Below are 22,814 nucleotides of genomic sequence, written 5' to 3' on the forward strand. Positions count from 1 at the left end.
GCGTTCGGCGGGGTGGACCAGCCGTTCCGGGGGAGGGGATCAGCCGTTCGGCGGAGGGGATCAGCCGTTCGGTGGGGCCGGGATCTCAGCCGCCGATTCATGACATCGGCTGATGTGCGCTCTGATGCCGGATTGCGAGGCTGGCGACCTCCGATCCGAAGGGGAGCGAACCACATGCCAGAAGCGAACCAGCCCGCCACGAACCCCGCGATGAGCCGCCGCGGGATGCTGACCGCCGCGGGCGCCACCGTTCTGGGCGCGGGGATGACAGGCGACGCGTCGGCGGAATCAGCGGGCACGGCAGGAACCGCGGGAACAGCGGGAACGGGCGCGGCGGGGGCGACCGGCGTAGCAGGGGAGACGGGATTCGGGCCGGTGACCGTACGTCCCGGCGACCCCCGCTACGACAACCTCCTGCGCGGCAACAACTTCCGCTTCGCCGGCACGCCGGACGAGATCCGCGTGGTCGCATCGACCGACCAGGTGGTGCGCGCCGTGTCGGACGCCATCCGGTCCGGCCGGCGGATAGCGGCGCGCAGCGGCGGGCACTGCTTCGAGAACCTCACCGCCGACCCGGCGATACGGATGCTCCTGGACCTCTCCCCGATGAACGAGGTCGGCTACGACGCCCGCCGCAGAGCGTTCACCGTGCAGCCCGGAGCCACCCTCGGCGAGGTGTACCGGACGCTGCTGAAGGGCTGGGGCGTGACGATCCCCGGCGGCGGCTGCCCGGAGGTGGGCGCCGGCGGCCACTTCGCGGGCGGCGGGTACGGGCCGCTGTCCCGCCGGTACGGCTCAGTGGTGGACCACCTGTACGGCGTGGAGGTCGTGGTGGCCGGCCGCGACGGCACCGCCCGCGCGGTGGTCGCCACCCGCGAGCCCGACGACCCCAACCGCGACCTGTGGTGGGCCCACACCGGCGGTGGCGGCGGCAACTTCGGTGTGGTCACCCGGTACTGGCTGCGCTCGCCCGGCGCCGGCGGCGCCGACCCGTCCCGGCTGCTGCCGCCGGCGCCGCGGCACATGCTGCAGCACGTGGTCATCTGGCCCTGGGAGCACATGACCGAGCAGGCCCTCACGGGGCTGCTGCGCAACTTCGGGACCTGGCACGAGCGCAACAGCGCGCCCGGCTCCCCGTACGCCGGTCTGTACGGGGTCCTCCAGCCGTCGCACCGCGCGGGTGGAACCGTCATGCTGGTCGCGCAGATCGACGCGGACCTCCCCGGCGCCGGCGGCATGGTGGACGACTTCATCTCCGCGGTGACCGCCGGCGTCGACCTCACACCCGCGCTCGACCTCCGGCGGACGATGCCGTGGCTGCACCGGATGACCTGGCCGGGCAGCGGCGAGCCAGGCGACGTGATCGTCCGCCGCTACAAGATCAAGGCCGGCTACCTGCGCCGCTCGTTCACCGAGACCCAGCTCGCCGCCGTCTACCGCAACCTGACGAACCCCACCGGCGGGCAGGGCTCCGGCATGCTGCTCGTCGGCTACGGCGGCCAGGTACGCGCGGTGGAGCCGGGCGCCACCGCGATCGCCCAGCGGGACGTGATCATGAAAGCGGTCTACCAGACCGTCTGGGCCGACGAGGCCGACGACGCGGCCAACCTCGCCTGGGTGCGGGGCTTCTACCGCGACGTGTACGCCGGCACCGGCGGCGTGCCCGTGCCCGGCGAGGTCGACGACGGCTCCTACATCAACTACCCCGACACCGACCTGGCCGACCCGGCGTGGAACACCTCGGGCGTGCCCGCGCACACGCTCTACTACAAGGACAACTACCCCCGCCTCCAACGGGTGAAGGCCCGCTGGGACCCGCGCAACGTCTTCCGCCACGCGCTGTCCATCGAACCGCCCCGGGCAGGCTGACCGGGCGGCGGGCGCGTGGCGGCTGGACCGGCAGGCGGAGACGTCCAGCGGGGCAGAGCGGCACGAACGGCCCTGCTAGAAGGCGGTGAACATGCGCGGCCCGCCGGACAGCCGCGCGGCCTCCTCCCGCGCCACAGCAGGAGACACCTTCGGCGGCGTCCGCCTGATCTCCGCCTCCAGCTCCGCCACCACCGTCTCGGCCTGCTGCCTGAGCCGCCGCCTGTAGTGCCCCAGGTCCTCGCCGAACCTCCTGGCGACCGGCCCGATCCACACCGCGTCGCCGGAGAAGAGCTCGAACGGCTCGTCCAGCGCCGCCCGGAGCGTGGCGAGGTGCTGCTCGACCTTGACCAGTGCCTGTTGCAGGGCGGTATAGCGGGGATTGTCCACCGGGACCTCGGTCATCGTGGCCAACCCATCCTGGCGTTACGGGTACGGCGGGGGCCTGGTGATGGAGTATGGGGGCGGCGGGGCAGACGTTCGGAACGGAGACGATCGCGATGGCATCGGTGTGGCGTTGCGCGATTGCCGTGGGCGGTGTGGTTGTTCTGGCCGGTTGCTCGACGGCCGATCGGGGGCCGACGGTGGAGCAGGCGGGGCGTACGCTTCAGGAGCACATCACCGAGTTGATGGAGTCGGTGGATCCGGAGGAGACGGTGGTGACCGATTCTGGGGGGAAGGATGTGGCTTGCGGGGCGGACGGGGTGAAGCGTACCTATGGAGTTAAGTCCACTTTCTCCAGATTTGATGACAACCTCATCGCCGAGATGGCCGGAAGGCTCGGCACGAGGTGGGGCTACGAGGTGCACGACCCCTACAAGCCGGGTCTGCCCAAGACAACGCTCAAGCTCGCCTCGTCCCGCACCAGTATCACTGTGGAGACGCTCAGCGACCACGAGGCAGTGGCTACGGGCGAAACGGACTGCATCCCGCGCGGATAGTTCGGACACGATCACTCTCCGATCAGAACCTCTTTAAGGTCGGGATCGATCGTGGCCAGGTAGTTCTCCACGTTCTCCCGATCTCCGGAAAACCTCGTGGACGCCGCTGCGGTCACCTTTCCCAGCGTGCGGCGGTCGGCTTGATCATCGACACTGCCGTTCTCCTTCAGCCAGGTCAAGAACGCCGTCATCGCCTGTGGGTTCTCGTCGATCTCCGAGGACGGCCGCAGCCGCCCCTGCTCAGCGGCGATGAGCGGGTCGGTCGGAGGCTTGAACTCCACGGGTGGGTCCTTCAAGGTGTAGCCCTGCGCGACGAGCCCGGCAGCGATCTCGTAGAGGGCTGCACGCGCCTGCTCAAACTCCTGTCTCTTGACGTCCGGCATCCGGAGCTCGGATTCCATCGCGGCTGCGACGCCGTCCTTGAGTCCCCAGCTGAGGAACATCCATCCCCGCCGCCGCAGGCAGTCCTCCTGCGGAGGGAAGGAACAGCATCCCCGTATCCATTCCCTTGTCCAGCACTTGGCCGAAGCGTTCGACTTCCTCCTGGTCCCTGAGGTCCGCGGTACCACGGACGGCTTTCATCGCGGCGAACTGAATGCCCGCGACCGTGCCCAGCCGCGCGAAGACCTGCTCGACCGCAGTCTGCTGCTGCCGCTGGTTCGGAGGAGGGAAGGCCAGCAGATGCCGATCCGCGCGCACGCCCGCCTCGAAGAGCCGCTGAGTAAGCGCCGCCATGCCCTTGTTGAACGGCTCCATGTGAGCGTTGGTGTCCGTGAACGTCTTCATGAATCGATAGCTGTCCGTCAGAGACAGGCGGAACCTCGGAGTCGTTCCAACAAGTTTGTCGTCGAACCCGCCGAACCGGCTCGGAAGTTGCGAGTTGGGATCCAGAAAGGCTGCGCCCGCGGCGAACTCCGTGGCATACGCCCCGGCGATCTCCGCGAAATACCTCCGCATAGCATCGTTCTTCATCAGCCCAGGCCCTTGCGTGATCACCTGGAACGCGAACGCCGCAGCCCCCTCACCATGCGCCCCGTCCCTCTCGTCATACACCCCCGAAGCCGCCGCCAGCACCCGCCCGAACGCATCGCCGGCATCCGGATCGCCCGACACCAGCGCGCTCAACCCGGCGAGGTCCGTCACCGCGGCCCGGGCCGCCGTGGGGTCGTGCGACAGGGCGGCGAGGAACCGCCCGGTGACGTCCGCCCGCCCGGTGGCCGTCAGGTGACGCCGGGCCACGGCGGTGAGCCACTGCGTCGGAAAGGCGCCCGCGCTGACGAGCCAGGACAGCGACTCGGAGTCGATGCCCTCTCCGCCCCGCTCGAGGTCGCTCATGACCTTGGGGAAGCGGGGATCGGGGGGAGAGGCGGTGGTGGCGGCGGCGAACAGCCGGCTGAAGTCGCCGAGGAGCTGCTTCTCCTCCGGCCCCGTGCGGAGGCCGGGGGCGGCGGGCCCGAACAGGTCGAGGATGTCCTTGGGCAGTGCCATGGTCCCGGATGTCCCGAGCCGGCCGAAGAAGGCCGCGGCGAAGTCGGGGTCGTCCTTGTGCGCCAGCACGCGCTCCATCAGCTCCCTGAGGCGCTGCACGGCCTCGTTCGGCAGCGGGCTGCTCATGCCGTGCTCGGCCGCCTGGACGTACTGCAGGTGGAGCGCGCCCAGGGCGGCGCCTTCGCGCCGGGACTCCTCCGGGGTGGCGTACGGCATCGTGGCCTCGTCGTAGGTCACGATGCCCGGCGTCCAGCCGGGGACACGCCTGCGGATGGCGGCGTTGCGGGCCCGCAGCTTCGGCACCTGCCCGCGCACCCAGCGCTCGACCTCCACGAACGGCGTCAACGTCAGCGTGCCGACCCCCAGGCGCGTCAGCTCGGCCCTGATCGCCTGGGTCTGCTCGGCGACGTCGATGCAGGCGCGGTCCATGGCGGCGACGAAGCCGTCCATGCGCGCGGGGTCGATCCCCGACACCTCGGGGTTCCACGGGCCATGCGGATGAGCCACGCGTCGCTACCTCCCTCGGCCCCGGAGACGCGGGCCCGGGCCGGACCGTACGAGGTCCCAACTTTCCCACAGGTACGCCCGACGCACGCCGCCTTACGACTTTCCGGGCGGTGTCCTGGAGGGTGGCGGCAGTCTGTGAGAGATGGCTCGATCGACGAGGCGGGCGCACCCGGCCACGGCCTGGCGCCGAGGGCGGCCGTGGCCGGGCGCTGCCGCGTGGCCCCGATCTCAGCCGCGCGGACCGGCGTACCTGATGCTCGGCTGTGGCGGCGTGGTCATGCCGTGGCCCAGGAAGTAGTCCACGTTGCTGGACTGCAGGTATCCCTTGAGGGTCAGCCCGTTCCGGTAGGCCGGGTTGTGCGCCAGGGTGTAGAGGCGGGTGCCGGTCGGCCTGTCGGTGGTGAGGATGACCAGTTCGTCGAAGGCGGCGCTGGTCAGCACCACTTCCTCGCGCCAGTCGCCCAGGATGTCGCCCACCAGGTGCGGGTAGACGGAGTTGCCCAGCGCGGTGACCGCGCCGTGGCCGGAGGCGGTCACCACGCGGGGCAGCGCCCAGGGCTGGGCCGGGGCGGACGGGTCCCACTTCTCGATGCGGGCGTCGCGCCGGTCGGGGAAGGGGTCGGCGTTGAACAGTTCGCGCAGCGGGTCGCCGTCCCACCACACGCCCATGTGCGGCCAGGGCTGCTTGGTGGTGTCCGGCTCGGCGAGCCGGTTCGTGGCGGCGTTGTGGAGGCCGTTGGGCCTGCCCTGCTCGTAGTTGACCTTGCCGTTGATCGACCAGGTCTCCATGCCGGGGAAGCGGGGGTCGATGTCGGCGACCATGCCGCGGCCCGCGTCGGCGCCGGGAGTGTCGGTGCCGTGCTTCCAGATCATGGCGCCGGTGGCGGCGTCGTAGTAGTAGTCGAGCAGCCCGCCGGGGTGGTCCTGCTGGATGCCGTACCCCTCCAGCCCCGGCCGGGCGGGGTCGATGTCGGCGACGAACCAGCGGTCGCCGTGGATGATCCCCTGCGGGGCGAGGCTGTAGCGCAGGGTGCCGTCGCCGTTGAGCAGGAACCCGATCTCGCCGACCTCGTCCTTGCCGTCGCCGTCCACGTCCACGATGCGGGTGTTGTGGCCGTCCGGGAGGTCCTGGTCGCCGCGCAGGAACTTCCACTGGTTCGTCAGCGAGCGGCCGTCGTACTTCCAGGCGGAGTACATGAGGTTGAAGCCGCCGTTGCCGATGCGGTTCTTCATGTACGCGACCAGGCTGGGGGTGGTGCCGTCGAGGTGGCCGACGCCGAAGCGGGCGTACATCGGCCCGTCGGAGAGGTAGTCGTCCGGCACCGGGGCGACCGCCTTGGGGGCGCCGGTCCGGCCGTCGAGGACGGCGATGGACTGGCGGACGGCGTCGCTCTCGGCGTGCTTGCTGCCGTCCCCGAACGTGACGCCGTCGGCGACGCGCACGGCGACCTCGGCCCGGCCGTCGCTGTCGAGGTCGTAGACCGTGACCCCGTCGTTGTGGCCGACGTCGATGGTGGCCGAGCCGCCTTCGATGTTGTTCTGGTTCGTGCTGTTGGGTCCCAGGTCCATCTCCCACAGGAACGTGCCGTCGCCGCGGTAGGCCTCCAGCTTCTGCGGCGCGGTCTGGCGGTCCAGCACGTAGTCGTAGGCGCCGTCGCCGTCCAGGTCACCGACCCAGACGAACTTGATCGGCCCGCCCGGGCGCAGCGGCACCCGCACCACCGGCTCGACCGCGTGGCCGGCCGCCAGGGTGAACGCCCTGCTCGGGGCCTGCGGCCGGCGGTCGAGCACCGGCCGTACCCGGTAGCGGTTGGTCCTGCTCAGGTCGGCGGTGGCGTCGACGTGGTTGGTGCCGCCGGTCAGGGGCTTGCGGTTGAGCTTGCGGTACGGCCCGCCGTCGGTGGACCGCTCGACGTCGAAGCCGATGCCCTCCGGATCGAGCCCGAGCAGGCGCCAGCTCACCAGCACCTCCCGCTCGCCCGACCGCACGGCCACCACACCGCGATCGAGCCGCTCCATGACCCGCGCGTCCGGGCCTCTGCCGGTGGCCCCGGCCTGCGCCAGGGCCGGCGCGGACGCCGTCGCGCCCAGGGCCAGGCCGGTGAGGACGCAGAGCGTCAGCGCCTTCAGGCGGCGGGTCCTGCCGCGTCGATCTCGTGCCGTCATCGCCATGGGGGACTCCCGTCGGATAGGCGGAATCTCAACGAAACGGCCCGGAGTTGAACCGTTTACTATCAGACGGAATAGCAGCATGAGCCTAGATGCCTGTCAATAGGGCTCCAAGCGATGGAAACGGTTTATCAGCGATGCGCGACATGAACCTGTTGCACGAAGGGATCTCAATCGTTAGCCCGCCGTGGCTAGGCTCTCCGCCATGGGCCTCGCCTCGATTCCGAGCCCCGCCCAAGGGGCCTGGGACATCGGATTCATCCCGATCCGGGCCTACGCCCTGTGCTTCATCGTCGCGATCGGCTTCGGCATCTGGCTGAGCGAGCGCCGCTGGCGCGCCCGCGGCGGCGAGCAGGGCCTGATCAACGACATCGCGTTCCCCGCGGTGATCTTCGGGCTGATCGGCGCCCGCCTCTACCACGTCATGACCGACTGGCAGACCTACTTCGGCCCGCGCGCGATCAAGGAGCCCCACCAGGCGCTGTTCATCTGGGAGGGCGGGCTCAGCATCTGGGGTGCGGTCGCCCTGGGAGGCGTGGGCGTGTGGCTGGCCTGCCGCCGCCGGGGGCTGTCCCTGGGCGCCGTGGCCGACACGGTCGCGCCCGGCATCGCGTTCGGGCAGGCGATCGCCCGCTGGGGCAACTGGTTCAACCAGGAGCTGTACGGCAGCCCCACCACCCTGCCGTGGGGCCTGGAAATCGACCGGGCGCACGGCGGCGAGCCGGGCGTGCTCTACCACCCGACGTTCCTGTACGAGTCGCTGTGGGCCACGGCGCTCGGCTTCGCGCTGGTCCTGGCCGGCCGGCGGTTCACGCTGCGCCACGGCCGGCTGTTCGCCCTCTATGTCGCCGGCTACACGTTCGGGCGGTTCTGGATCGAGGGGCTGCGGATCGACCCGGTCGGCGGGGTGGACCACGCGGTGCTGTTCCTGGGGCTGCGGATCAACCAGTGGACCTCGATCCTGCTGTTCGCCGGCGCGCTGGTCTACCTCTGGGCGACCCGCGACAAGGACAGCGAGGAGGTCGTGGTGGCGCGGGCGGGCTGACGCCGCCCGCTCCTGTGGTAGCCCGTCACCGACGGCTCCCGGCGCCGGCGTGCGCTCCAACATGATCACCCAGCACACGAGGACGCCCCCGGCCGCTTCCCGCGGCAGGGGCGCCCTCATGGGGTGGGCAATCGATCCCCTGGATCCGTACTCCTACCCAGCGGATCCAGTTTGTATGCATTTGTCCGTTTTGGGTTATTTGGGTCGGCCGCTGTCACCCGTCGCGGTGGTCCTCGCCGGGGCAGAAGGTCGGGCGGCTGTTCTTGACCGAGCGCAGGTTGTCCAGGCTCATCCAGCCGTGGGTGTTGGTGCCCTTGACGCGGGCGAACACCCAGTGCTTGCCGTACCTGTTCAAGGTCCAGCAGTGGAAGTAGAGGACCTGGCCGGCGCGTAGCCTGGCGACGTTCCCGCAGGCGGCGTACGGGGCGGTCTTGAGGTTGAAGGAGCCCTTCATGACGCCCGAGCCGTGGTCGACGTTCACCGTTCGCGGCGCCGGGCAGCCGGGCATGGTGGCGGCCGATGCGGCCGGAGCGCTCAGCAGGGTCGCCGTCAGCGCGCCCCCCAGCGCCAGCGCCCCGATGGTCTTCGACGAGAGTTTCATGCTTTCTCCCCGTTCGCATGATCCAGTTGTTGCGAGGACCGTAGGGGGGAGCCCTTGCCGATCTCTTGCATCCGGCTTTCCGGCACGGCCGGCGAACGGGCCGGAGGGGCGGCGCCGCCCCCCGGCCCGTCGCGAGCCGTCGGTCAGAACGTGCCGGTCGTGGTGCCGGCGCTGCCGCTCGCCGGCGTCGTGAGCACGGAGTTGCCGCCGGGCTGCCACTGGTCGGCGGTGTCGGGGAAATTCGCCTCCTGTCGCCTGACGCACTTCCACTCGACCGTGGTGCCCGGCGGGAGCTTGCCGATCGTGCCCGTCCAGGTGGGGTAGGCGGCCGGTGACAGCTTGACCGCCGAGGCCACCGACCACGCCCCGAGCTGCGGGGCGCTGCCGACCGCGTAGACCGACTGGCCGGGTGTGGTGGTGCCGTTGTGGCAGGTGAACGTGGCCGACACGGGCGCCTGGCCGAGCGTGAACGCGAACGTCTTGGCCGTCGTGACGGCCGTGCCCGCCGACTTGGCGACGACGAGGTTGCCGCCCGCATTGTACCAGCCGCTGGCCGCCGCGTCGAAGGCGGCCTTGGTGGCGTGCTGGGTGAGCGGGGCGCCGTTCAGCGTGACGGCCGAGGCCTGGGTGTCGGTGACGAGCTCGACGACGTTCTGCCTGCTGGCCGGAGCGCCGGGGTAGGCGCCGCTGGAGGCGGCCACCGTGACGGTCGCGGTGCCGCCGGTGAGCTGCTGGCTGATCTGCGTCGTCCGGACGGCACCGGTCCGGTACCCCGTCGAGGCCCCGTCGTCCTCGTAGAGCGTGAAGCTGGTGGCGGCGGCGTCGGGGTGGACGCGGGCGATCAGCTCGTTCCTGGTGGTGGCGTCCGTCCGCTTGCCCGTGACGTTCATGGTCCTGTCGTCCACGTGCATCTTGGGCAGGATCGCGCCCGCCCGGGCGAAGGCCGGCAGCCGGAAGACGCCGTTCACCCACAGCGGCCGGCCGGTGAACCACTGGCCGGTGCTGGTCAGCTTCTCGCCCGTGGCGTAGTCGTACCAGGTGCCGGCGGGGAGGTAGACGTCCCGCTCGCGCTCGCCCGCGCCCGCCACCACCGCGACCAGCAGGTCGCGGCCGATGAGCTTCTCGTGGCCGGCCTCGCGCAGGTTCGGGTCGTTCTGGTGGTAGTACGCGGGCGGCGGGACGACGGGCTCGCCGAACAGGTGGGCCCGGTGGGCCAGCGAGTAGTAGTAGGGCGTCAGCTCGTAGCGCTGCCGGAGGTTGGCGAGGTTGCTGGCCGTATGGCCGATCTTGTCCGGTGAGGTCTGCGCGCAGTTGCACAGGTTCTCGGTGTGCGGGCGGATGGGGACCTCGAACCAGGCGCCGTTGGCGAACCACTGCGTGTAGAGCTCGTTCAGGTCGGAGTTCAGCATCTCCCTGCGGAAGCCGCCGATGTCGGAGCCGTAGTAGTCGATGCCCGACATCGACATGTGCAGCTGCGCGTTCTGCTGCTGGGCCAGCGCGGTCAGCCTGGAGCCGATGTCGGCCGACCACATGGCCACGCCGTGCCGCTGCATGCCCGCCGCGCCGGAGCGGGCCAGCATGAACGGGCGCTTGGAGCCGGAGGCGTAGCCGCGGGCGATGCTCTCGGCCCATTTGAGGTTGTAGACGTTGTGGTAGTCGGCGTGGGCGTGCTTGCCGGGCAGCACGCCGGCGGTCCAGTCGCCGGCGTCGTACATCTCCGGCTCGCCGAGGTCCAGCCAGTGGCCCTGCACCCCGGCGTCGATCAGCGGCCGGCGCTTGACGGCGTGCCAGTGGTCGCCGGCGGCGTCCTGGGTCCAGTCGATCATGCCGCCCCGGCCCCACCAGTCGTTGGTGGTCAGGTACGCGGGCGCGCACGCCGCGCACCCGGCCCGGACGAGATACCCGCGGGAGGCCAGGTCGGCGTGCTCGGGCAGGTTCCTGCCGACGTAGGACTCCTCGATCGTCATCAGGCCGACGCCCTTGTTCGCCTGGAAGTCGGCGATGGTGGCCGACGGGTCGGGGAAGGCGGCGGTGTCCCAGGTGAGGGAGCCCATCCTGGTGTTGTCGGAGCCGGCCGTCACCCCGCCGAACCACGGCAGGTCGAGGACGAAGCCGTCCACCGGGAACTTCGCCGCGCGCAGCCCGGAGAGCCGGTTGTCGATCTCGGCCCAGTTGTCGTAGCCGAACTCCGACACCCACATCCCGAACGCCTTCTTCGGCGGCACCGGCGGCCGGCCCGTCAGCTCCATGTAGTCCTTGCGCAGGTCGGGCAGGTCGGGGCCGGTCATCGTGTACCACCTGAGCTGGTCGCCCCAGGTGTCGACCGTCCACAGGTCGCCGGTCAGGTTCCACTCCTGCTTGTAGACCTGGTCGAGCAGCAGCCCGTAGTTGAGGTTCGCGGCGCCGACCGCGAACAGGACCGGGATCTGGGCGTTGCCCACCGGGCCGTTGTCGCCGTCGTAGACCATGGCGTTGCCGTACGGGCCGCCCGGGGTGCGGGTGCGGCCCACCCAGTCGCCGTCGGCGCTGCCGCCCGTGAAGAACTGCTCGCCCAGCCCGTACGCGTGCTGCATCGAGCCCTTGGTGATCGTCAGGCCCTTCCACGCCTGGGCCAGGTTGCGCGGGCACGCCTCGTACAGCAGCCGGGCCGGGTCGGACACCTTCACGCACAGCGTCCCGGCCGTCACCTCGACCTTCATAGCCGCCGTGGTGAGGGTGTGGCCCGACTGGTTGAAGCTGGAAGGCCCGGTGTAGTCCGTCTTGGCCACCTGCGGCGTGGTGAACAGGGGCGAGCCGGTGCCCGGGGACGTGCCGCCGGCCAGCTCGAAGTGCACCAGGTCGTCGTCCAGGAACTCGACGATCAGGTAGGTGGAGCCGCTGGTGAACTGCACCCGCTGGACCGCCGCCACGGCGGGCGGCGCGACCAGCAGCGGCAGGAACAGGGCGGTCAGGAGGACGATCGCACGTGTTGTCATGGCCGGGCCACCACCAGGTTGTCGAGGTTGATCCCACCGGTGTTCGAGGCGTCGTACGCGATCTTGACGGTGTGGGCGCCGGCGGTGAGCGAGGTGGTCAGCGTGGCCGTGCCCCAGGTGTCCCAGTCGGGCAGGGCGGGCAGCGAGAGCGTGCCCGCGGCGACGCCGTCCACGTAGACCGTCCGGGTGGCGGCCACCGTGGTGGAGTAGCGGAACGCGAGCCGGTGGCTGCCCGCCGCGTCCGCCTTGACGTGGAACGTCACCGCGTCCCCGGAGGTGGCGAAGCCGTCGGTGAAGCCGGTTCCGGTGTAGCCGGCGTGGTCGGTGTTGGTCGAGGTGCCGGTGCCGGTGGCGAACTCGGACTCGTAGGCCGCCTTGTCCACGCCGTTGAGCGTGACGGTGCGGCCGGCGGCGGCGCTCGCCAGCTTGACGTGGGTGAGCTGCTGCACCGGGTCCCACCACCAGCCCTCGGCCGCGGCCTTGAGCGCGGCGAGGCTCGCCCGCGCGGTCGCGCCGGTCACCGAGGCCGGCTTCGTGCTCGCGACCTGCAGCGTGCTGGTCGTGGTGAGCGCGGGCACCGTGACGGCCACCGTGTGCGCGGCCCAGTTCTCGGCCGAGGTGATCGTGCGGGTGGCGTTCGCGGAGTCCTCGAAGTAGGCGTACGACGTCGAGCCCGAGGGATAGATGCGGAAGGTCAGGTTCGGGTACGTGTCCACGCTGTTGCCGATCTCGCCGCCGAGCTGGTAGTCGGCGTTGAGGTTGAGCGGCACGATCGCGCCCGGCCTGGCGTGGACCGGGATGGTGTCGAGGGCGGCGTGGTAGGTCTTGGTGCCGGGCCCGGTGAAGCGGCCCCCGTTCCACAGGTCGTACCACTCGCCCGCCGGCAGGTAGACGTTCTTGGCGGTGGCGCCCTGCGTGGTGATCGGCGCCACGAGGAGCTGCGAGCCGAACAGGTACTGCTGGTCGTTCCCCGCCGCCGCCGCGTCGCCGGGGAAGGCGAAGCTCATGGCCCGCATCATCGGCACGCCCGTCGTGGAGCTCGCCTTGGCCTCGGTGTAGAGGTACGGGATCAGGTTCATCCGCACGTTGGCGAACTTGCGGAAGGTGGGCACCACACTCGTGTTCCCGGTGCGGGCCTGGACGTTCCACGGCGTGCGGGCCTCCGAGACGCCGGGGCTGGCCTTCTCCGAGTGGTACTGCATGATCGGCGAGAACGTGGCCTGCGCCGCCGAGCGCAGGTACAGCTCGGCGCCGGGGAAGTCGCCGGTGAACCCCGCCAGGTCCCACGCCGTGTACGGCACCCCCGACTGCCCCGCGCTGAGCTGGGCCCGCACCGCCTCCTGGAAGGCGGTGAAGCTGGAGTTCTGGTCACCCGCCCAGAAGATGGACGTGGTCTGGGCGCCCGTCGTGCCCGCCCGGCTGAAGATCGTGCCGCCGGGCTTCTTGCCCTTGACGTAGGCGTTGTAGGCGCCGGTATAGCTGCCCGGGTAGGCGTTGTGCATCTCGTCGCCCTTGCGGCCGTCGGCGAACTGCACGCCCCTGCCGAACACGGCCTCGCTGCCGTCGGTCTTGAAGCCGTCCACGCCGACCTCGTCGAGGAGGTAGTCGCGCTTGCTCATCCACCAGTTCGCCGCGGCCGCGCTGGTGAAGTCGGGGATCATGCTGTCGCCGAACCACTGGCCGGTCGGGATGCGGTAGGGGCCGTTGGTCGCGTTCCTGGCGACGTATCCCTGCGCCTGCGCGTACGCCTTGTCGTTGAGGTGCTGCTGCGGCGCGGTGGGCGGGTTGCTGTCGAAGTTCTCCTTGAACACCGGGATCTGCCAGAGGATCATCCTGATGCCCTTGCTGTGCGCGTTCGCGACCATGGCCTTCGGGTCCTGCCACGCGCTGCCCGCCGGGAACGTCAGGTCCGCGTACGCCAGCTTGCCGCTGCCCGGCTTGGCCGTGTACGTGGCGCCGTGCCAGACGTAGAACGTGGCCTCGTCGCTCCACTGCTCCAGCACCATCGCGGTGTGCGGGATCTTGTACGTCTCCACGTTCGCCAGCTCGGCGGTCACCTCGGCCTGGGTGTTCCACTCGTTGGCCGACATCCACACCCCGAACGCCCACTTCGGCGGGAGCTGGGGCCGCCCGGTGACCGCCGTGTGGTCGTCCACGATCTCGGCCGGGGTGCCGGCGAAGAAGTGGTAGTCGAGCGTCGAGTCCAGCCCGCCGCCGGTGTCCACGGTGAAGCCGGCCAGGTCGCTCAGGTGCGTGCCCAGATTGAAGATCGCGTAGCGGGTGCCGGTGACGTGCACGCCGTACCCGGCCGAGTTCAGGAAGAACGGCACGCTCAGGTACGTGCGCCGGGTGGCGCCCTGGTCCCGGTACTGGTTGTAGACGTAGTTGTGCACGTCGGTGCCGCGCTGGTCGAGCCGGTCGTAACGCTCGCCGAAGCCCTCGAAGCGCTCGCCGGGCGGCGACAGGAAGTGGTCCTCGATCTTCGTGATCGTGGTGGCGCCGTCGCTGGCCCAGCCGATGTTGCGGAACGTGGCGGGGTCGTACTGGCGGGTGATCAGCGTCGTGCCGTCGCCCTTGTAGACCGACAGCCGGTACGGCGACTTCTGGATCTTCAGGACGAGCGAGCTCGTGGCGATCGTCACCGTGCTCGCCGAGTTCGTCACCGTGTATCCGGAGACACCGGAGATGTTCAGACCTGAGCCGCTGGGGGCGATCTGCGTGCGGAACCGGTCGAGCGCGGGGAAGGCGAAGCGGATCTTCGGCGTGAAGCTCCCCGCGCTGTCACCGGTCGTCACGTCCACCGACGTGCCGTTGTTCACGAACCCCGTCACGTCCGTCACCGTGCTCCACGAGGTGACCGTGAACGCGAACGGGCCGGTGCTCTTCTGCCCGCCCCCGTTCACGTCGGCGTGGACCGTGTAGGAGATCCGGTCGCCGCGGGCGAACGGGCCGAGACCGATCCTCCAGTAGCTGTTGTTGCCGCTGTTGTGGTCCCAGGCGGCGCCCACCGGGGTCTGGGCCACCCCGTTCCTGGTCCAGGTGACCCAGACGGTCTGGCCGGGCTCGACCGGCCAGGTCGTCGCGTTGATCTGGACCGGCTCCCCGGCCATCGGGTCGCGCGGGATCCGTTCGGTGGGCTCGCTGGAGTAGAGGTCGTCGATTCCGGTCGGGTTGTGGTGAACGCCGTCCAGGGCGTACGCGGGGGCGGTGACCAGGGACGCGAGCAGGACGAGCGCCATGACGGTGGCGACCGACCGTAACCGGCTCATGGGGTGGGCTCCTCTCAAACGGTGAACACGGGGGAGAGACGGGTCCAGTGCTCCGCCGCGCACAACACGGGCGGGCGGTCGAGCGGTGCGGGCAGGCTCGCCGTCCGCCCGCCGGCCAGCTCGCGCCCGGTCCAGACGTCGACCCAGCCGCCCTCCCTCCCAGGGAGGTAGACGGACGCCTCGGTGATACCGGGCTCCGTCACGGGCGCGACCAGCAGCGCGTCGCCGAGCTGGTACTGCAGCGGATGCCGCCACACCTCCGGGTCGTCCGGATGGTCGAAGAACAGGCCGCGCATCAGCGGCGCCCCGCCGGCCGTCGCCGCCCGCGCCTGCTCGGCCAGGTACGGCACCAGCCGCTCCCGCAGCTCGGCCAGCCGCCGGAACACCGGGACGACCCGCTCGTCCCCGGTCTGGGCGGCCACGTTCCAGGGCGTGCGATCCCTGATGGGCGTGCGGTGGTGGTTGAACTCGGAGTGGTACTGCATGATCGGCATGAAGGCCGAGGCTCCCGCCGCCCGCAGGTACAGCTCGGCGTCCGGCACCGGCCCCGAGAAGCCGGCCAGGTCCCACCCCCAGTAGACGATCCCGCAGGCCGAGGCCGTGATCCCGGCCCTGATCGAGGAGCGGAACGCCTCCCAGGTCGAGTCCTCGTCGCCCGCCCAGAAGGCGCCGTGCGGCTGCGAGCCCGCGAACCCGGCCCGGCTGAACGTCACCGGCGCCTTGCCGCAGGCACGCAGCAGGTCGCCGAACGCGCGGGCGTAGTGCACGGGGAACAGCCCGTTGCCCGCCGCGCCGTCACGCCCGTCGGCGTACCGCAGGTCGTGGCCCCAGGCGTGCTCGCCGCCGTCGGTCTTGAACCCGTCGATGCCGACCTCCTCGACCAGGTAGCGGCGCTTGGCCGTCCACCAGTCGCGGACCTCCTGGGAGGACAGGTCGGGCATGAGCGCCAGCGGGAACCACCAGCCCCGGTTGCGGTAGGGCCGGCCGTCGGCCTCGCGCACGCCGTACCCGCGCTCGACGAGCTGCCGGGCGTCCACGGCCGCCTGGTGGCGGGGGTGCGGGCGCATCTTCTGCAGCGGGATCTGCCAGAGCAGCACCTTGACGCCCCTGCGGTGCAGCTCGTCCACCATGCCCTTGGGGTCCGGCCACGGCCCGCCGGCGGGGAAGGTGTAGTCGGCCAGCCGGTGCGGCTCCTGCGACGGCTCGTACTCGGCCCCGCGGAACGCCGTGAACGTCGTCTCGTCGCTCCACGCCTCGATGACCACCGCGCCCACCGGGATGCCGTGCTCGCGGTGCCGGTCCATCTCGGCCAGCACGCGTTCCTGGGTGTTCCACTCGTTGCCGCTGGCCCACAGCCGGAACACCCACTCCGGCAGCTCGGCCGGGCGGCCCACGTCGCCGAGGAAGGCGCCCAGCACGTCCGCCGGGCGCTCGCCGTCGTAGAAGCGCACGCCCAGCTCGCCGTCCGGGCCGGTCTCGGCCTCCACCACGATCCTGCCGGGCCGCGACGCGCCCACGTCGTACCAGGTGCGCCGTGAGGTGCGCACGTGCCAGCCCCAGCTCGCCGGGCCGCCGGCCACCATGGCGTACGGCATCGGCAGGTACGTGCGGCCGTGCCGGCCCTGCGCCTTGTACTGCTCGAACACCACCGCGTCCAGGGCGCGGCCCCGCTGGTCCACGGTGTCGAACCGCTCGCCGAAGCCCACCACGTGCTCGTCCTGGCCGAGCGCCAGCTCGAAACGGACCCGCAGCGGGCCGTCGCCGTCGGCGAGCCAGCGCACGCTGCCCGGCACCACCCGGTCGGTGCCCGTCACCTCCAGCTTGCCGCCCGCGTCCGACCAGCTCGCCGCCGTCACCTCGAACCACCTGGTGGCACGGGTCGCGCCGTCGGCCGCCGTCGCCCGGAAACGGTAGGCGTAGCGGCTGCCGGCCCGCAGGGAGGGGGTGCGCACGGCCCAGGAGCCGGCGGCGGCGCGGGCGGCGCGCGCCTGGGCGGCGGCCAGGTGCCCGCCGTCCACGGCTCCTGCCGCGCCGGTTCCTTCCGCCGCGACAGCCTCTCCCGCCGCGCCGCCCTCTTCTGCTGCGCCGCCCTCTTCTACCGCGCCGGTTCCTTCTGCCGGGCCGGTCCGCGCTGGGGCGTCCCGCCTGGACAGGGGGAGTTCGGTGGGCGCGGCCCCGTCCACGGACCAGTCGCACACGACGGAGACGACCCGCGCCGACGCGCGCACCCGCAGCTCCACGCTCTCGCCGTCCAGCGGCCTGGCCGGGACGCGCTGGTCCTCCGTCTCCGCGTACGGATGCCCCGAACCATGGGGCCGGTGCCGGATCACGCCGTCACCCCCAGCTCGTCGGCGAGGATCAGGTACATGCCGTGCGACCACAGCAGCGGCGTGGCCACCGGGCCCCACCGCTCCAGCCACTCCTGCCGCCGGTGGGGGGCCAGCAGCAGGTCCGACACCTGCTCGGGCAGGTCGCCCCCGGGTGTCGCCTGCGCCGCCATCCACTCCAGGTAACGCCCGGCCTCGTCCCGCCGCCCGGCGCGGGCGTGGTTCCAGCCGAGGAACCCGGCCAGCAGCAGCCACCGCCCGCCGCCGTAGAAGGTGTCGTCGAGGTAGCGGTACACGCCGCCGTCGCGGGCGAGTTGCCGCTCGACCTCGGCGACCGTGGCCTCGCCCACCGGGTGCCCGGCCGGGTACAGCCCGAACGGCTCGACACAGGCCAGCAGGCTGCCGTCCACGGCGTCGCTGCCGAGCCACTTGCGCAGGTGCCGCCTTCCACCGTCGCCCGGCCCACCGGCGCTGGGCGTTCTGGCGGTCTGCCCGCCGTCGCCTTGACCACCGTTGCCTTGACCACCGTCGCCCTGACCGCTGATGCCCTCGCGCGCCACGAGCCCGGCGATGCCCTCGACGGCCTCGGCCGCCGCCGCCGACTCCGCCGCGCTCAGCACGCCGAGCGCGACGGCGGCCCGCAGGCCCGCGTGGATGGAGCCGAGCGTCGCCACGTGGCGGTGCTCGACGTGCTCCTCCCACCAGTCGTAGCAGGGCACCTGCCAGAACGCGGTCAGGTAGCGGGCCGCCGTCCTGACGCCCTTCTCGGCCCCGGGCACCGCCCTGCCGTGCCGTACGACGTGCTCGCGCAGCGCCCAGAGCCACGTGCCGTAGCCGTCGAGCTGGAAGTCCCACCAGTCGTCGTCGCCGTCCACGCCGTCCAGCGTGAAGCGGGTCGGCAACATCTCGGCCGCCGTGACCGCCTCGCCGCGCTCGGCGCGGGACACCAGCACGTCCACCTGGCCCGCGCGGTCACCGACCACCCGGGCGCACCAGGCGTGGAAGGCGTCCGCGCCGGCCACGTCGCCGTGCCTGCTCACCCCCTCGGCGATGAACGCGCCGTCGCGCAGCCAGGAGTAGCCGCGGTAGGCGGAGAAGGTGGGCGAGGCCGGATAGGCCCCTGAAGGCGCCTGCAAACTCTTGATCACGTCGAGGCTGTGCGCGACGAGGGACAACGAATCTCTCCTGAATGCGTAGAAAGCGAAGAAAGGGAACGGCTAGCCGAGCAGCGCGTCGACTTCGGTGGCGGCCGCCTTGAGCGCGTCCTCGACACTCTTGCGCCCGGCCGCGGCCTCGCTGAGCTCCTTGGTCACCGCGTCCTGCATCTCCTGCTGGCGCTTGATCACGGGCGGCAGCGCGATGGACTTGAGCGAGTCGAAGACCGCCTGCCGGTTGGCCGGCTTCGGATCCTTGAGGTAGCCGGACAGCACCTGCTGGTCGGAGATCGGCGGCAGCTCCCACGACGACTGGATGCGCGTGGTGGCCGCGGTGCCGGACGCCGACAGGAACCGGGCCCAGGCCCACGCCTGCTTGCCGTGCTTGGTGGTGGAGGAGGCCGCCACCGCGTTGTGGAAGACCGCGCTGGCCTTGGCCGAGTCACCCGGCTCGACGACGACGTCCCACTCGAAGGGCACGTCCTTCAGCCCGGCGAACTGCCAGATGCCGTTGTGCCACATGGCGAGCTTGCCGGACTTGAACAGGTTGGTGTCGTAGTCGGCGGTGCCGCCGATCTCGGCCTCGGTCGGCATCGTCCTGCCCACCTTGGACACCAGCCAGGTGGCGGCCTTGACGCCCTGCGGGCTGTTGAAGGCGGACTTCTTGCCGTCGGCCGACAGGAACTCGCCGCCCGCCTGCTTGAGCGTCTTGTAGAACTCGAAGAACTGCACCGGCTGGAAGTCGCCGTACACGCCCTTCTTCTTGTCGGTCAGCTTCTCGGCGGCCGCCTGCTCGTCCTGCCACGTCCAGTCCGCCGTCGGGACGGGCACGCCGGCCTTGTCGAACAGGTCCTTGTTGTAGAAGAGCACGACCGTGGAGAACGAGGCGGGCAGCGCGTACTGCTTGCCGTCCCGCTTGAAGGCGTTGAGCGACTCCTGGGCGTACACCGAGGTGTCCATGTCGCCCGCCACCGTGCCGAGGTCGAGCAGGGAGCCGGCGCTGGCGTAGGTGACGAAGTTCTCGTAGTTGAGCTCGAACGTGTCGGGCGCGGTGCCGCCGGCGATGCTGGTCTGCAGCTTGGTGAAGTACTGGTCGAAGGGCGCGGTCTCGACGACCACGTCCACGTCCGGGTTCTCCTTCTCGAAGGCCTTCTCGATCGTGTCGAGGTCCTTCACATGGTCGGGCGCGGCGGAGAAGGTGAAGTACCGCAGCGTCACCTTGCCGCCGGCCTCGGCGGTGGTGCCCCTGGTGGCCGATCCCTGCGAGCAGGCGGTGGCGAGCAACGAGGCCGCCGCGACCGCAGCGGCGATCTTGATGTGTCGTGACATGGGGGGATTCCTTTACTTGAGCCCGCTCTGCGCGACGCTGGCGATGACATGCTTCTGCGCGAAGACGTACAGGATGAGGATCGGGACGACGCTGACGACCGAGCCCGCCATCACCACGTCCCACTGCGTGGTGAACTGGCCGTGCAGGGTCGCCAGGCCCAGCGGCAGGGTCATGAACTCCGGCGACTTGATGATGATCAGCGGCCAGAGGTAGCTGTTCCAGCTCGCCATGAAGCCGAAGATGGCGAACGTGGCCAGGGCCGGGCGGATCAGCGGCAGCACCACGTACAGGAAGATGCGCACATGCCCGGCGCCGTCGAGCACGGCCGCCTCGTCGAACTCCCTGGGCACCTGGTTGATGGCCTGCCGCAGCAGGAACACGCCGAACGCCGAGGCGATCGTCGGCGCCAGCAGCGCGAAGTACGTGTCGACCAGGTTGAACGCGCGCATCTCGATGAACAGCGGCACGACCAGCACCGGCAGCGGCATCATCAGCGTCGCGAGGTAGACCGCGAACAGCGCGCCCCGCCCGGGGAAGGGCAGCCTGGCGAACGCGTAGGCCGCCATCGCGCTGGTGAGGAGCTGCAACGTGGTGGAGGCGGCGCCGATCCAGGCGCTGTTGAGCACGATCCGCCAGAACGGCAGCGTCTCCAGCAGCCGCCCGTACGCGTCGAGGCTCGCACCTTCGGGGGTGAAGTCGGGTGGAACGGACAACACGGCGTCGCTCGGCGTGATCGAGGTGATCACCGCCCAGCCGAACGGGAACAGCATGACGAGCGCGCCGATCCCCACCAGCAGGTACCGCAGGACCTTACCCATAGGTCACCCACCTCTTCTGGCCGCGGATCTGCACGATCGTCACCAGCAGCACCAGCGCGAACAGCAGCCACGACAGCGCCGAGGCGGCGCCGGCCCGGCCGTAGCGGAAGGTCAGGTCGTAGATCTGCGAGACCACCACCTGCGTCGCGCCGCCCGGCCCGCCGCCCGTCATGATCTGGACCTGGTCGAACACCTGGAAGCCGTTGATCAGCGAGATCACCACCACGAAGAACGTCGAGGGCGACAGCAGCGGCAGCGTGATGTGCCGGAACCTGCGCCAGGCCGTCGCGCCGTCCACCATGGCGGCCTCCTGGTACTCCCGGGGGATCGCCTGCAGCCCGGCCAGCAGGATGATCATCACGAACCCCAGGTCCTTCCAGGCCGAGGCGAGGATGATCGACGGCATCGCCCAGTCGGGATCGGTCCACCAGCCGGGCCCGCTCACGCCCACCAGGCCGAGCGCCCAGTTGACGATGCCGCTGGCCGGGTTGAGCAGCCACTTCCACATCAGCGCGACCACGACCCAGCTTGTGATCACGGGCAGGAAGTACACGCCGCGCAGCAGTCCGCGCGCGGGCATCGCCCGGTTGAGCAGCACCGCCAGGCCCAGGCCGCCGAGGTAGACCAGCGGCAGGTAACCGGCGATGAAGTAGAGCGTGTGCAGGAACGCGGCCCGGGTGTCGGGATCGCCGATGAGCTCGACGTAGTTGCCGAGGCCCACCCAGCGCATCTCGGTGATGAGGTCCCACTCGTGCAGGCTGGTCCAGAACGAGCCGACCATCGGGATCAGCGTGTAGAGAATCAGCGGCACCAGGCTCGGCAGCAGGAACAGCGCGACCGTGCCGGCGTAACGCCACCCGCCGCGCCGCTTCGGGCGCGCGTGGCCGGCCGGCGCCTCGGGCGGCGCCTGGGGCATGGCCTGCCGGACGCTCACGAGCCGCCTCCGATCAGGGGGGACCGGACCGGGCGGGGGAGGACCGAGCGGGCCCGGGTCGGGTGGGCGTTCATGAGCCGGCCCCGATCAGGCGGGCGCGGACCAGACGGCCCTGCTCGCCCGCCGCTCCGGCGGAGTCGAACGGGGTGGCCAGCACCAGGGCCGCCGCGCCCTGCGCCCAGCTCGTGTCGTCCCAGCTCTCCACCTCGACGGAGATGTCGCGCCGCCCGGGGTACAGCTGCGCGCGCAGGGCCGGCTCGAAGCCGGTCCGCCACAGCGGCCACTCGGCCGTGCCCTCGCCGAGCACCACCACGACCTCCGGGTCCACCACGTTGATCAGCCCCGCCGTGGCGCGGCCCAGGATCGCCCCGGCCTCGGCGAACACCTCCCGCGCGGCCACGTCGCCGCCCGCCGCGGCCAGGCCGAGCGCGGCCACCGCGCCGAGCGGGTCACGCACCTCCGCCCGTGCCGGGTCCGCGCCCGGCCGGCCGGCCTCCTGGGCCAGGGCGTTCCTGGCGCGGGCGGTGGCCAGCAGCCCGGCCGAGCCGACGAACGCCTCCAGGCATCCCCGGGCGCCGCACCCGCAGGGCGGTCCTTCGGGGTCCACCTGCAGGTGGCCGAACTCGCCCGCGCCGCCCCGCGCGCCCCGGTAGACCCGGCCGCCGGCGACGATCGCCGCGCCGACGCCGCGCCCGATCGTCAGCACGAGGAAGTCGCTGTGCGTACGCCCCCGGCCGTACAGGCGCTCGGCCGCGGCCAGCGCGTTCACGTCGTTCTCGACCAGGACGGGCAGGTTGAGCCGGCGGCGCAGCCGCTCTCCCACCGGCATGGCCTGCCAGCCGAGCGTCGGCGCGTTGACGGTGCCGACGGCCTGGTCGTCCACGCTGCCCGGCACCCCGACCCCGACACCCAGCAGCGGCGGCACGCCGGAGATCTCGCGGACCACGGACTCCACCGCGTCCGCCAGGTGCTCCAGCGCGTCGGGCGCCGACGGGTCGTGGGGTCTTTCCCAGGAGCCGAGCACCTCGCCGTCGAGCCGTACGTCCACCAGCACCAGGTGGTCGGCCGTCACCTTCACCCCGAGCGCCCGGCCGGCGCTGCCCACCAGCCCCAGCCGCTGGGCCGGACGGCCGCCGCGTGACGGCTTCAGGTCCAGCTCCTCCAGCATGCCGTGCCCGATGAGCTCCTTGGTGAGCTGCGTGACGGTGGCGGGGCTGAGGTCGAGCTCGCGGGCTATCTCGCTGCGGCTCAGCGGGCCGACCGTGCCCAGGAGGGCGAGGATGGCCGTCCTGGTGAGGTCGCCGCGGTCCGTGCCTGCCATGTGAGAGGACTTTCTTTAGGAATAAAGTTAGTGGTGAAGATACTGAGGCGCGGCCCCTCTCCTGTCAAG

Annotated in this window: 16 protein-coding genes; 3 read left to right on the forward strand and 13 right to left on the reverse strand. The window is 71.2% G+C overall.

Annotated elements, in window-relative coordinates; all coding sequences use genetic code 11:
• Positions 1 to 174 precede the first annotated feature (174 nt).
• Positions 175 to 1,869, forward strand: coding sequence for an FAD-binding oxidoreductase (locus ACBJ32_RS39620; protein WP_375131131.1), 1,695 nt, complete (start codon positions 175 to 177; stop codon positions 1,867 to 1,869).
• 75 nt (positions 1,870 to 1,944) lie between these two features.
• Here the strand turns inward: ACBJ32_RS39620 and ACBJ32_RS39625 are convergent, their stop codons facing one another.
• Positions 1,945 to 2,271 carry a hypothetical protein gene (locus ACBJ32_RS39625; protein WP_357893354.1) on the reverse strand — a complete coding sequence of 109 codons (327 nt, stop codon included), beginning with the start codon at positions 2,269 to 2,271 and terminating at the stop codon, positions 1,945 to 1,947.
• A gap of 95 nt (positions 2,272 to 2,366) precedes the next feature.
• Here ACBJ32_RS39625 and ACBJ32_RS39630 point away from each other — a divergent pair, with 95 nt between their 5' ends.
• Positions 2,367 to 2,807, forward strand: a complete 441-nt coding sequence (locus ACBJ32_RS39630; RefSeq protein WP_375131132.1) for a hypothetical protein — start codon at positions 2,367 to 2,369, stop codon at positions 2,805 to 2,807.
• Between the two features lie 11 nt (positions 2,808 to 2,818).
• Here ACBJ32_RS39630 and ACBJ32_RS39635 read toward each other — a convergent pair whose 3' ends face one another.
• The 3 genes from ACBJ32_RS39635 to ACBJ32_RS39645 all read right to left on the reverse strand — a co-directional run bounded on the left by ACBJ32_RS39635 (position 2,819) and on the right by ACBJ32_RS39645 (position 6,974).
• Positions 2,819 to 3,190 carry a hypothetical protein gene (locus ACBJ32_RS39635; protein WP_375131133.1) on the reverse strand — a complete coding sequence of 124 codons (372 nt, stop codon included), beginning with the start codon at positions 3,188 to 3,190 and terminating at the stop codon, positions 2,819 to 2,821.
• Positions 3,162 to 4,802 carry a hypothetical protein gene (locus ACBJ32_RS39640; RefSeq protein WP_375131134.1) on the reverse strand — a complete coding sequence of 547 codons (1,641 nt, stop codon included), beginning with the start codon at positions 4,800 to 4,802 and terminating at the stop codon, positions 3,162 to 3,164. Before ACBJ32_RS39640 ends, ACBJ32_RS39635 begins: the two co-directional genes overlap by 29 nt.
• 228 nt (positions 4,803 to 5,030) lie before the next feature.
• Positions 5,031 to 6,974: a hypothetical protein gene (locus tag ACBJ32_RS39645; protein ID WP_375131135.1), complete on the reverse strand. Its 1,944-nt coding sequence runs from the start codon at positions 6,972 to 6,974 to the stop codon at positions 5,031 to 5,033.
• Between the two features lie 202 nt (positions 6,975 to 7,176).
• Between ACBJ32_RS39645 and lgt the strand changes: the two genes are divergently transcribed.
• Entirely contained in the window at positions 7,177 to 8,016 is an 840-nt protein-coding gene (gene lgt, locus ACBJ32_RS39650) for a prolipoprotein diacylglyceryl transferase (RefSeq protein ID WP_375131136.1), read from the forward strand.
• Between the two features lie 214 nt (positions 8,017 to 8,230).
• Here the strand turns inward: lgt and ACBJ32_RS39655 are convergent, their stop codons facing one another.
• From ACBJ32_RS39655 to ACBJ32_RS39695, 9 genes are all read right to left on the reverse strand, one after another.
• Positions 8,231 to 8,617, reverse strand: coding sequence for a hypothetical protein (locus tag ACBJ32_RS39655; protein ID WP_375131137.1), 387 nt, complete (start codon positions 8,615 to 8,617; stop codon positions 8,231 to 8,233).
• A 143-nt stretch (positions 8,618 to 8,760) separates the two neighbouring features.
• Positions 8,761 to 11,592 carry a TIM-barrel domain-containing protein gene (locus ACBJ32_RS39660; protein ID WP_375131138.1) on the reverse strand — a complete coding sequence of 944 codons (2,832 nt, stop codon included), beginning with the start codon at positions 11,590 to 11,592 and terminating at the stop codon, positions 8,761 to 8,763.
• A complete protein-coding gene (locus ACBJ32_RS39665) occupies positions 11,589 to 14,861 on the reverse strand; it encodes a TIM-barrel domain-containing protein (protein WP_375131139.1) in 3,273 nt (1,090 codons plus the stop codon). Before ACBJ32_RS39665 ends, ACBJ32_RS39660 begins: the two co-directional genes overlap by 4 nt.
• A gap of 14 nt (positions 14,862 to 14,875) precedes the next feature.
• Positions 14,876 to 17,191 (reverse strand): TIM-barrel domain-containing protein, encoded by a 2,316-nt coding sequence (locus tag ACBJ32_RS39670; RefSeq protein ID WP_375131140.1) that lies wholly within the window; start codon positions 17,189 to 17,191, stop codon positions 14,876 to 14,878.
• Entirely contained in the window at positions 17,188 to 18,363 is a 1,176-nt protein-coding gene (locus tag ACBJ32_RS39675) for a glycoside hydrolase family 15 protein (RefSeq protein WP_375131141.1), read from the reverse strand. The genes ACBJ32_RS39670 and ACBJ32_RS39675 overlap by 4 nt, the downstream gene beginning before the upstream one ends.
• A 42-nt stretch (positions 18,364 to 18,405) precedes the next feature.
• A complete protein-coding gene (locus tag ACBJ32_RS39680) occupies positions 18,406 to 19,671 on the reverse strand; it encodes an ABC transporter substrate-binding protein (RefSeq protein WP_375131142.1) in 1,266 nt (421 codons plus the stop codon).
• A 12-nt stretch (positions 19,672 to 19,683) separates the two neighbouring features.
• On the reverse strand, positions 19,684 to 20,490 hold the full coding sequence (locus ACBJ32_RS39685; protein WP_375131143.1) for a carbohydrate ABC transporter permease: 807 nt from the start codon (positions 20,488 to 20,490) through the stop codon (positions 19,684 to 19,686).
• Positions 20,483 to 21,424, reverse strand: coding sequence for a carbohydrate ABC transporter permease (locus tag ACBJ32_RS39690; protein WP_375131144.1), 942 nt, complete (start codon positions 21,422 to 21,424; stop codon positions 20,483 to 20,485). The genes ACBJ32_RS39685 and ACBJ32_RS39690 overlap by 8 nt, the downstream gene beginning before the upstream one ends.
• A 70-nt stretch (positions 21,425 to 21,494) precedes the next feature.
• A complete protein-coding gene (locus tag ACBJ32_RS39695) occupies positions 21,495 to 22,745 on the reverse strand; it encodes an ROK family protein (RefSeq protein WP_375131145.1) in 1,251 nt (416 codons plus the stop codon).
• Positions 22,746 to 22,814: the final 69 nt, after the last annotated feature.

The organism is Nonomuraea sp. GTA35, from assembly GCF_041950525.1.
Classification (GTDB): Bacteria; Actinomycetota; Actinomycetes; order Streptosporangiales; family Streptosporangiaceae; genus Nonomuraea.

Bases quoted from the DNA above. Each gene is read 5' to 3' on its own strand.
- ACBJ32_RS39620 (WP_375131131.1), top strand. From the start codon at position 175: ATGCCAGAAGCGAACCAGCCCGCCACGAACCCCGCGATGAGCCGCCGC.
- ACBJ32_RS39625 (WP_357893354.1), bottom strand. From the start codon at position 2,271: ATGACCGAGGTCCCGGTGGACAATCCCCGCTATACCGCCCTGCAACAG.
- ACBJ32_RS39630 (WP_375131132.1), top strand. From the start codon at position 2,367: ATGGCATCGGTGTGGCGTTGCGCGATTGCCGTGGGCGGTGTGGTTGTT.
- ACBJ32_RS39635 (WP_375131133.1), bottom strand. From the start codon at position 3,190: ATGCCGGACGTCAAGAGACAGGAGTTTGAGCAGGCGCGTGCAGCCCTC.
- ACBJ32_RS39645 (WP_375131135.1), bottom strand. From the start codon at position 6,974: ATGGCGATGACGGCACGAGATCGACGCGGCAGGACCCGCCGCCTGAAG.
- lgt (WP_375131136.1), top strand. From the start codon at position 7,177: ATGGGCCTCGCCTCGATTCCGAGCCCCGCCCAAGGGGCCTGGGACATC.
- ACBJ32_RS39655 (WP_375131137.1), bottom strand. From the start codon at position 8,617: ATGAAACTCTCGTCGAAGACCATCGGGGCGCTGGCGCTGGGGGGCGCG.
- ACBJ32_RS39660 (WP_375131138.1), bottom strand. From the start codon at position 11,592: ATGACAACACGTGCGATCGTCCTCCTGACCGCCCTGTTCCTGCCGCTG.
- ACBJ32_RS39665 (WP_375131139.1), bottom strand. From the start codon at position 14,861: ATGAGCCGGTTACGGTCGGTCGCCACCGTCATGGCGCTCGTCCTGCTC.
- ACBJ32_RS39680 (WP_375131142.1), bottom strand. From the start codon at position 19,671: ATGTCACGACACATCAAGATCGCCGCTGCGGTCGCGGCGGCCTCGTTG.
- ACBJ32_RS39685 (WP_375131143.1), bottom strand. From the start codon at position 20,490: ATGGGTAAGGTCCTGCGGTACCTGCTGGTGGGGATCGGCGCGCTCGTC.
- ACBJ32_RS39695 (WP_375131145.1), bottom strand. From the start codon at position 22,745: ATGGCAGGCACGGACCGCGGCGACCTCACCAGGACGGCCATCCTCGCC.